This window comes from [Clostridium] aminophilum, from assembly GCF_900101295.1.
Taxonomy (GTDB): Bacteria; Bacillota; Clostridia; order Lachnospirales; family Lachnospiraceae; genus Clostridium_R; species Clostridium_R aminophilum_A.
This window is the reverse complement of the sequence record NZ_FOIL01000083.1, coordinates 1-8,806: the sequence shown is the minus strand read 5'-3', so window position 1 is coordinate 8,806 and position 8,806 is coordinate 1. Positions and strand designations below refer to the sequence as shown.

The window sequence follows — 8,806 nt, the reverse complement described above, 5'->3', positions numbered from 1 at the left end:
GAAAAGAAGAACTGCAGAAAAGAAGAACTGCAGAAAAGAAGATCTACGGTAAAGAAGAGTTGCCAAAAGAAGAATTGTTGAAAGGAAGAGCTGCAGAAGAGAAGATTCATCCAAAAGGACAAGGAGAGAAAAATGAGAATAAACATGAAATGGCTCCGGCACCCTGCATTGCTGGCGCCCTTATTCGTGGCATTTGCTGCGGGAACGGCCTGCAGTTCCGCTCCGGCGAAGGAAACCGCAGAGATTGCAAAGACTTCAAAGATGGAAGAGACTTCAAAGACTGCAGAGACTGCGAAGACACCGGAGAGTACCAAAAATGAAAAAATACCGATCCGGGTACTGATTCTTCCGAAGTTTGAGGTGGGAGAAATGTCCGGCGATTTCGCCGGAGAGGCGCAACTCTATTATGAGAAATATCTGGGAGAAGGCGTTGCGGAGTATACCGTTCGGGGAGTAAATGAGAGCAGTCGGCTCTACGTCAAAGATGGTGTCGCCCTCTATCTGCTCGGGATGGGGAAGGTTCAGGCGGCTCTGAATACCTGGGCAGTCCTTTCTGATGAACGGTTCGATTTTTCCAATGCCTACATTCTTTCCACCGGCTGTTCCGGCTCGGCCGCCGGAAGTACCGTGATGGGCGATGTATGTCTGGTCACGGCCGCTGTGGATTACGATCTCGGTCATCACGCAGACAGCCGGGAACTGGAGAATCCCGCTTCTCTCAGCTGGTTCCGTGATTCGGACTTTGATGATGAGGCGGTGAGACGCCTGAACCCGGAGCTGATGGACCGCGTCTGGTCCATCATTCAGAATGTGCCGGTTCACACCACGGAGAAGACCAGAGCCTATATGAGACAAGCCTTCCCGGGAGAGGAATGGGCAGACCGTGATCCCGGCATTCTGAGGGGGACGACGATCACCAGCGATAATTACTGGAAAGGAAAATATGATCACGAAAACTGTATTGCCGCAGTGAAGAGCTATGGCTGCGCGGATCCGTTTGCGGTGGCGGAGATGGAAGAGATCGGCGTGTTCAAGGCAGCAGAGAAGGCGGGAATGCTGGACCGCGTGATCAGTCTCCGCGACAGTGTGAACATGGATGTCTTTGTGCACGGCGCAACCCCGGAAAGTCTTTGGGCGGAAAAGAGCGGCTCCGCGGAGCTTGCCAGTGAGGACAGCGCGGAGTCGGCGGATATCTTTGAGACGGCGATGGAGAACAATTTTGCCGTCGGAGATGTCATTATCCGTGCCATCCTCGATGGAAAACTGTAATAGAAAACAGCGGAAATAAAGCGGAATGTGCAGAGAGTATTCTGGTTTTTGACAAAATCAGGGTACTCTCTTTTGGTATGTACTTGGCTCTTTATTTAGTGTAAAAATATGTCAAAATCGTCTATTATTAAAGGAGAATGCATTTTCATCGGTTACAAATACAAACTCACCACTGCGTCTGGAAAGGATAATTGCCATGAATAAAGAGATTTTTGATCAGTATCTGAAACTTATTAAAAGTGGTAATCCGGCACTTTTGCTGGACGTCCGTTCCTCAGAGGAATACGGAGAATACCATCTGAACGGAAGTGTCAATATTCCGCTGAACCAGCTGAAAATGAAGATGCCGCGGGATTATCCGGACATGCGTCTTCCGATCTTCGTGTATTGCCAGAGTGGATATCGGGCCAAAGAAGGGGCCGCGATTCTGAAAGAACAGGGATACTGGAATGTAAATTCGCTGGGCGGACTGGCGTAAGACGGAGGACAGCAGGCCGGCCGCATGTCAGGAGGGGGCTGCGCTGATCCCAAAGTATTTGAAAAATGGAATCCGGGGTTTTTGAACCTGAGTAGACGGGGGAAAGACCGAGGTTATTAAGTTAAGATGACAGAACAGAGATCTCTATATCAGAAATGGTATAGGGGTCTTTTTGTTTCATGGGAAATTGTCATACGAGAAAAGTTTTCTGAAGAAAGCGTTTCTGAAGAGTCTAAATAAAGAACGTGTGATGAGTGGATACTCTCTTTCGATAATTTGTAACCATGACAAATTATTACTGATATAAAAACACGATATGTATCCATAGCCTGATCCGGTTCGATAAGCATAGTATAAACCTGTTTATGGGAAATCGGCCCGTCAGCGGGTTTAATCCGGAAGGTTCGGTGGCTTGAAAAACAGCAGGTTCGGACTCCTTAAGCAGGCGAAAGAATCAAGGTAATTGCAGGACGGACGGTTGTCTGCATCACAAAGGGGATATTTTATGGATCGACGATGGAAAGAGCGAAGGCCGTTCATATTTTTCGGCACGGGAATTCTGGTGGTTTTCTTAATCATGGCGGCGGTGTTTTATTGTCTTTATCAGGTTTCCCGTACCAATCTGATCAATACGTGGAATGACAGCGCGACTCAGCTGTCCCGGGAGATAGAATTCTATCTCAATACACCAAAGGATGCGGTTCATTTCTCTGCCAGGAAAGTTGAAGAAATGATCTCGGAGAACCGGAGCAATGAAGATATTCTTTCGTTTCTTCGGGAAGAAACCGGGGTCTACTCGACAGTGATCGATGATAATTCCACGGGTATATATGGGTATTGCCGAGGGGAGTATCTGGATGGTTCGGGATGGACTGTGCCGGAGGATTATGTGCCGGAAGCGCGTCCGTGGTATATTGCGGCAAAAGAAGCCAATGGCGATATTACGTTTGTAAAACCTTTCCTGAATCTGCAGACCGGAACCATGATGATGTCTGTCTGCAAGCTTCTCGACGATAAAGAAAGCGTCTTATCGATGGATATTTTCCTTGACGGCATTCAAAAACTTGAGGAAAAGATGTTTGCATCGAAAAAAGTCAGTGCCGCCCTGGTCATTGACAAAAGCGGCACTATTGTCAGTCATTCCGATGCGAGCCGGATCGGAACAGACCTGATTCGCGAAGGAAGTGAAGGAGAAAAGGAACTGGCGGGGAAGATCTTTGGGATAAAACACGGATATTTTACCAATGCCGGAGAACGAGGGAAAGAGATTGTCTTTTGCGATCAGATAAACAATGACTGGTATTCTGTGTTAATCCTTGATGAAAAAGAGATTCTTGGGTCGATAAGGTATATCTATGTTGCTTCCGCTCTTGGTCTGGCAGTGGTACTCTTTATCTTTTGGATGATTATCAGTATATATCTGCGCAAGCACAGAGAAGCGGGAGAACTGTCCAGTGAGATCGGTGCTCTCTCCGACATTTACTCGAACATGGACATTCTGGACCTGAAGCATGGCACGGTGAAGACCATACGGTCCGGAGAGGAAGTCCGTGGAGTATTCCGGGAAACGAATGATCATCTCAATGTTCCGGTAAAAGAGATCGTGAAAGCACTGGCTTCGGAATCGTCACGAAGCATACTGGAGCAGTTTATGGATTTAGCGACGATTCGGAACCGGATGGGAAATCTGAATACCATTTCCCATGAATATGTGGATACAACGGGGAAATGGAATCGGATGCATTTTATCGTGTCAAAACGGGAGGCAAACGGGGATATTTCCAAGGTGATATGGGCGATTCAGTCCATCGACGAGGATAAGAAGAGACAGGAGATGTTTCGGAGTCTTTCGGAAACGGATGCGCTCACACAGATTCTGAACAGGGCGGGCGGTGAAAAACGGATTTTTGAATTACTCGAAAAAGACGTGTCTGGAATGCTGCTGATCCTTGATGCGGATCACTTTAAATATGTGAACGACCACTATGGACATGAGATGGGAGATGATGTGATCATCGCCCTGGCGAAATGTCTCAAAGATACGTTCCGTGACTCTGATGTGGTATACCGTCTTGGCGGTGACGAATTTGTCGCATTTGCCACGGGAGTGGATGATGCCGGTATCGGCAGAAACGTGGTTGACCGATTGTTTGCAAATATCAACGATGTTTCATTTGAGGGAATTACCGACTGGAAGCTTCAGGTCAGCGTGGGCGCTGTCCTGACAAACATGACCAATAAAGAGCCGTTTTCTGAGATCCTTCAGAAGGCGGACAAGGCAATGTATGAGAGTAAAAAACAGGAGGGAAACCGTCTTACGTTTGCTCCATAGCGGGACTGATAGCAACGGCAGCGGCGCCCTCGGCGGACTGGCATGAAACAGAGAACAGACATACCGGCTGCATTCCGGGATGGGATGCACTGATCCGGAAGGATTTGGAAAATGGAAGCCGGTTTTTTATCCCGAGAAGGTGGGCAAAGGACTCACCTTCTTTTTTTTCGAAAGACCGGAGGGAGGATGCCGCGGGATTTTCAAAGGGAGTGGCCGCTTCGCAGCGAAAATCAGGACATGGAAACGTTTTGACCGGTGTTTGCTGAAAATTATCTCAGTCAATGAGCCAAAGACTATGCATTGAAAAAATGTGAAAAAAAGTTCACTTTTTAAGTGCTCAAAAGTTTAACTTCAATTAATCTTGGCGAATATAATGAACCATAAATTCCGACAGAAACTTCCGATGAAGGAGGGCAAATATATGGGAACAAAATACCGGCATGAGTGGAAACACGAGATCAATGCGGCGGACTGTATCGCGATCCGGCAGAGACTACGAGCGGTGGCTCGGCCCGATCCGCATGCGGTGGATGGAAAATACCAGATCCGCAGCCTTTATTTTGACGATCTGAACGACCGTGCGCTGAGGGAAAAAATCGATGGCGTCAATATGAGAGAGAAATTCCGGATCCGGTATTATAACGGCGATACAAGCCGGATCAATCTGGAAAAGAAGTGTAAGACCAACGGCCTTTGCAGTAAATTCAGCGCCCGTCTCACAAAAGAAGAAGCCCAGGCCATTGTGGATGGCAGAATCGAATGGATGAGGGACTGCGGCCGGCCGCTGGTGCAGGAACTGTATGTAAAGATGAGAAACCGGGGCATCAAACCGAAGACTATCGTGGATTATACCCGGGAACCCTTTATCTTCGGACCGGGCAATGTGCGGGTCACCATTGACTACAACATCCGAACCGGACTGAACCGGACCGATTTTCTGGATTGGGACTGTGTTACAATCCCGGCCGGTGACTCCGTCATCATTCTGGAAGTTAAATGGGATGAATTTCTGCCGGATATCATCCGGGACGCGGTGGACCTGCAGGGACGAAGAGTGACGGCATTTTCCAAGTATGCCGCCTGCCGGATCTACGGTTAAGACAATGGATATAAAACAAAGGAGAACAGGATATGACATTTAACGATATTTTCAAATCAAGCTTTTGGAACAATGTAACCTCGGTCAGCATGCTGGATATGGCACTCGCCATGATTCTGGCATTCGGACTCGGAATGTTTATCTTTTATGTGTATAAGAAAACCTATGCCGGAGTGATGTATTCCTCAAGTTTTGGCGTAACGCTGGTGGCGCTGACACTGATTACCACACTGGTCATCCTTGCCGTGACGTCCAACGTGGTTTTGTCCCTTGGTATGGTCGGTGCGCTGTCCATCGTTCGTTTCAGAACCGCGATTAAGGAGCCGATGGATATCGCGTTCCTGTTCTGGTCCATTGCGGCCGGCATCGTTCTGGCAGCCGGCATGATTCCGCTGGCAGTGTTCGGAAGTGTCATGATCGGAATTGTACTGCTTCTGTTTGCAAACCGGAAGTCCCACACCGCTCCGTACATCGTGGTGGTGACCTGCGACGGCCATGACAGTGAGAAAAATGTGACCGAGTATTTGAAACAGCACACCGCAAAAACTCAGGTGAAGAGCAAGACCGCCCGGAAGGGTGAAGTGGAACTGAACATGGAAATCCGCCTGAAGGACGACAACACCGATTTTATCAACGAGCTTACCGAACTGCAGGGCGTGGAGCATGCCGTTCTCGTCAGCTACAACGGCGATTATATGGGCTGACGGAAACGCTTGGGATCGCATCGACGAACACATGGAGATAGAAAGATTCCGGGAAGCTCAGAAAGAAGGGAAGATATGTCCAAGAACAAATTGATAGACCGGATCTGCATCGCTGCCACGATCCTTGCGATGGTCATCACGATTCTCTTTATCAACGGAGAATCGCTGGGACTGAAAAAAATGGTCGATGCGGATTCCGATCTTGCCGAGACTTCCGGGGAGTTTACGGAAAATGACCTGAACAGTGCCTGGGATACCGCATCCGCCGTGACCGTCACGCTGGAAGGCAGCGGCGGAACCGTCTCAGGAGATGGCGCGTATTTTCTGAACGGTGATCTCGTGATTGCAACTCCCGGAAAGTATGTGATCAGCGGTACGTTGGATGACGGAAGTATTATCGTGGATTTTGAGCAGAAAGCCAAAGTGTGGATTCTCCTCGACGGCGTGGATATCACCTGTTCCGATGACGCCTGCCTGCGGGTAAATGAGGCAGACAAGGTATTCCTGACGCTGGCGGAAGGATCGGAAAACCGGATGCACAGCGGAGCGGAGTACTCGGAAGAAGCTCTTTCCGACGGAACCGGCGGTGTGATTTATGCACATGATGATCTGACCATCAACGGAAGCGGAGCGCTGACCATTGAGGGAGATTACAAACATGGCATTGAAGCCAATGATGATCTGGTGATTGCCGGCGGAACCATCGGTGTCACCAGCGTTCAGGATGGTTTTCATGTCAATGACAGCCTGAAGATCACAGGCGCATCCATCACGGTGAATGCGGGGGATGACGCACTGCACTGTGATACGGAGATTACCATCAAGAGCGGCACCATTTTGCTGGAAAGCTGCTATGAGGGAATTGAGGCGCCGACGGTTACCATCGATGGCGGAGACATCACCATCTACCCGACCGATGACGGTATCAACGCCAATGGCGGCGAGAACAGTTTCGGAATGGGAGGCGGCCCGGGCGGTGGCATGGGCATGTCGCCCGAAATGCAGTTTGACGCGCAGAAATCGGCGGGAGAACAGGATACAGCAGGTACAAATGAGTCTGTCGCAGATGCTGCGGCAACGCCGGAGAGAACCGGCATGCGGACATCACCGCAGGTTCAGAAAGATGAGAATACAGAGTCCGCTTCAGATTCTGACAATGAAGATGACGATGTTCAGCCGACGATTACCATCAACGGCGGAACCGTTATGATCATCAACGAAACCGGAATGGATGCAGACGGCATTGACTCCAACGGCGGGATTATCATTAACGGCGGCACGGTGTTCGTGAGCCTGTCGGGAAGCGGACCGAACAACGCACTTGATTACGGAAGTGAGAACGGCGGAACGTGTCAGATCAACGGAGGCACGGTGATCGCCTGCGGCGGCAGCACCATGCTGGAGGAAGTTTCCGCGGATTCCGGTCAGTGTTCGTTGGTCTATGTGCCGGAGGAGAGCGCAGTGGCGGGAAGCATTGTCAGCATTCTGAGTGGTTCCGGAGAAACGGTTCTCTCACGGGAGATTCCGCTGGAGGCAACGGCGCTGACACTCAGCAGCCCGGAGCTGGAGCAGGGACAGACTTACACAGTGGTCATCTCTTCCGAGGGAAAAGAGGATGTGACAACGGAAGTCACCTTTGATGAGAAGGTTCAGTCCATCAATGTTTCCGGTAATGCGGGATTTGGCGGCAGAGCCCAGATGGGAGGCGTTCCGTTCGGAGAAGCGGACGGAGCGGCAGATTCAGAGAATTCGAGTGAGAGCGGATTCCCGCAGAGGGGAAGTTTCCGAGGGATGAGAAATTTCCAAACGGATGAAACAGGCGCAGCACCGGATTCGGAGAGCGCAGGTGAGAACGGAATTCAGAAGAGGGGCAGATTCCGGTTCGGAGAAGCGGACGGGACATCGGATTCTCAGGACACGAGTGCAGGTGATCCGTCTCAGATGGGCAGTCTCCAGTCGGGAGACATGGGCCGAATGGGAGAAAAGACTCCGGGAGGAGCGGAAGGCGCGCAGAACACGGAAAGCGCGGACAGCACAGAAAGTGCTGCGAACACGATCATGGATTATGACCCGCAGACCTGGGCTTGGATGGGCGCGTGCGCAGTGGCAATTATCGCCGGCATCATTTTTGTAAAGAAATATTGAGAAATAGGGAGAAGCAGGGCGTGATTATAATTTTTTTGACAAAAATCTTTAAATATAGCTGAAATAATTGACAATGTAAACCAAATGAAAGATAATAAAAATGAAAGGTGGTGATCAATATGGCAACTACTCCTACTCAGATTCGCATCGATGCAGATATAAAAAAACAGGCAACAGCTTTGTTCAGCAATCTCGGACTTGATATGTCCAGCGCTGTAAATATTTTCCTTCATCAGTGTGTTTTAAAAGGTGGCCTTCCTTTCAGTGTCGAGATGCCGCAGTACAACCAGGCAACACTCGACGCTATTTCGGAAGCAAGGCGAATATCTCGAGATCCAGATGTAAAGGGATACTCTTCAATGGAAGAACTCAAAGCTGCTTTGGAGGCTGACTGATGTACCGGGTGAAATTCACCACAACTTATAAGAAAAGTTATAAGCTGATGAAAAAACGTGGTCTTAATATGTCTCTCATAGATGAGACAGTAGATAATCTTCGTCAGGGAATACCATTGGGGGAGAAGTATCGAGACCATGCATTGACCGGAAATTTTGAAGGCTTCCGTGAGTGTCACATCAAACCGGACTGGCTGTTAATATACCTAATCGAGAATGATATTCTGACGCTGACTCTCGTTGATACGGGATCTCATTCCGATATTTTTAACACGCCGTGAGTAAGAAATCCCCCACCTCTATAAGTGGCGGGATTTCTTGCTCACGGCGTTTCTTGACTTTTGCATCTGATGATATTATAATCTAATTATAAATCAGTCGTAT

Annotated in this window: 9 protein-coding genes; all 9 read left to right on the top strand. The window is 49.2% G+C overall.

Annotated features, from left to right (window positions below; all coding sequences use genetic code 11):
• On the top strand, window positions 1–320 hold a 320-nt coding region (locus BMW41_RS14680; RefSeq protein WP_177171256.1), incomplete at its 5' end, for a hypothetical protein.
• Window positions 262–1,269 (top strand): phosphorylase family protein, encoded by a 1,008-nt coding sequence (locus tag BMW41_RS13490; protein WP_177171255.1) that lies wholly within the window; start codon window positions 262–264, stop codon window positions 1,267–1,269. The genes BMW41_RS14680 and BMW41_RS13490, both read left to right, overlap by 59 nt.
• A 196-nt stretch (window positions 1,270–1,465) precedes the next feature.
• Complete coding sequence (locus tag BMW41_RS13485) at window positions 1,466–1,747, top strand: rhodanese-like domain-containing protein (protein ID WP_074650697.1); 282 nt, start codon at window positions 1,466–1,468, stop codon at window positions 1,745–1,747.
• Window positions 1,748–2,252: 505 nt separating this feature from the next.
• Window positions 2,253–4,079: a sensor domain-containing diguanylate cyclase gene (locus tag BMW41_RS13480; RefSeq protein WP_074650695.1), complete on the top strand. Its 1,827-nt coding sequence runs from the start codon at window positions 2,253–2,255 to the stop codon at window positions 4,077–4,079.
• A 421-nt stretch (window positions 4,080–4,500) separates the two neighbouring features.
• Window positions 4,501–5,178, top strand: coding sequence for a polyphosphate polymerase domain-containing protein (locus BMW41_RS13470; protein ID WP_143050887.1), 678 nt, complete (start codon window positions 4,501–4,503; stop codon window positions 5,176–5,178).
• A gap of 32 nt (window positions 5,179–5,210) precedes the next feature.
• Window positions 5,211–5,882: a DUF4956 domain-containing protein gene (locus BMW41_RS13465; protein WP_074650693.1), complete on the top strand. Its 672-nt coding sequence runs from the start codon at window positions 5,211–5,213 to the stop codon at window positions 5,880–5,882.
• A 75-nt stretch (window positions 5,883–5,957) separates the two neighbouring features.
• Window positions 5,958–8,027, top strand: a complete 2,070-nt coding sequence (locus tag BMW41_RS13460) for a carbohydrate-binding domain-containing protein (RefSeq protein ID WP_074650692.1) — start codon at window positions 5,958–5,960, stop codon at window positions 8,025–8,027.
• Window positions 8,028–8,146: 119 nt separating this feature from the next.
• A complete protein-coding gene (locus BMW41_RS13455) occupies window positions 8,147–8,422 on the top strand; it encodes a type II toxin-antitoxin system RelB/DinJ family antitoxin (RefSeq protein WP_074650690.1) in 276 nt (91 codons plus the stop codon).
• Window positions 8,422–8,703, top strand: a complete 282-nt coding sequence (locus tag BMW41_RS13450) for a type II toxin-antitoxin system YafQ family toxin (protein WP_083379014.1) — start codon at window positions 8,422–8,424, stop codon at window positions 8,701–8,703. The genes BMW41_RS13455 and BMW41_RS13450 overlap by 1 nt, the downstream gene beginning before the upstream one ends.
• Window positions 8,704–8,806: the final 103 nt, after the last annotated feature.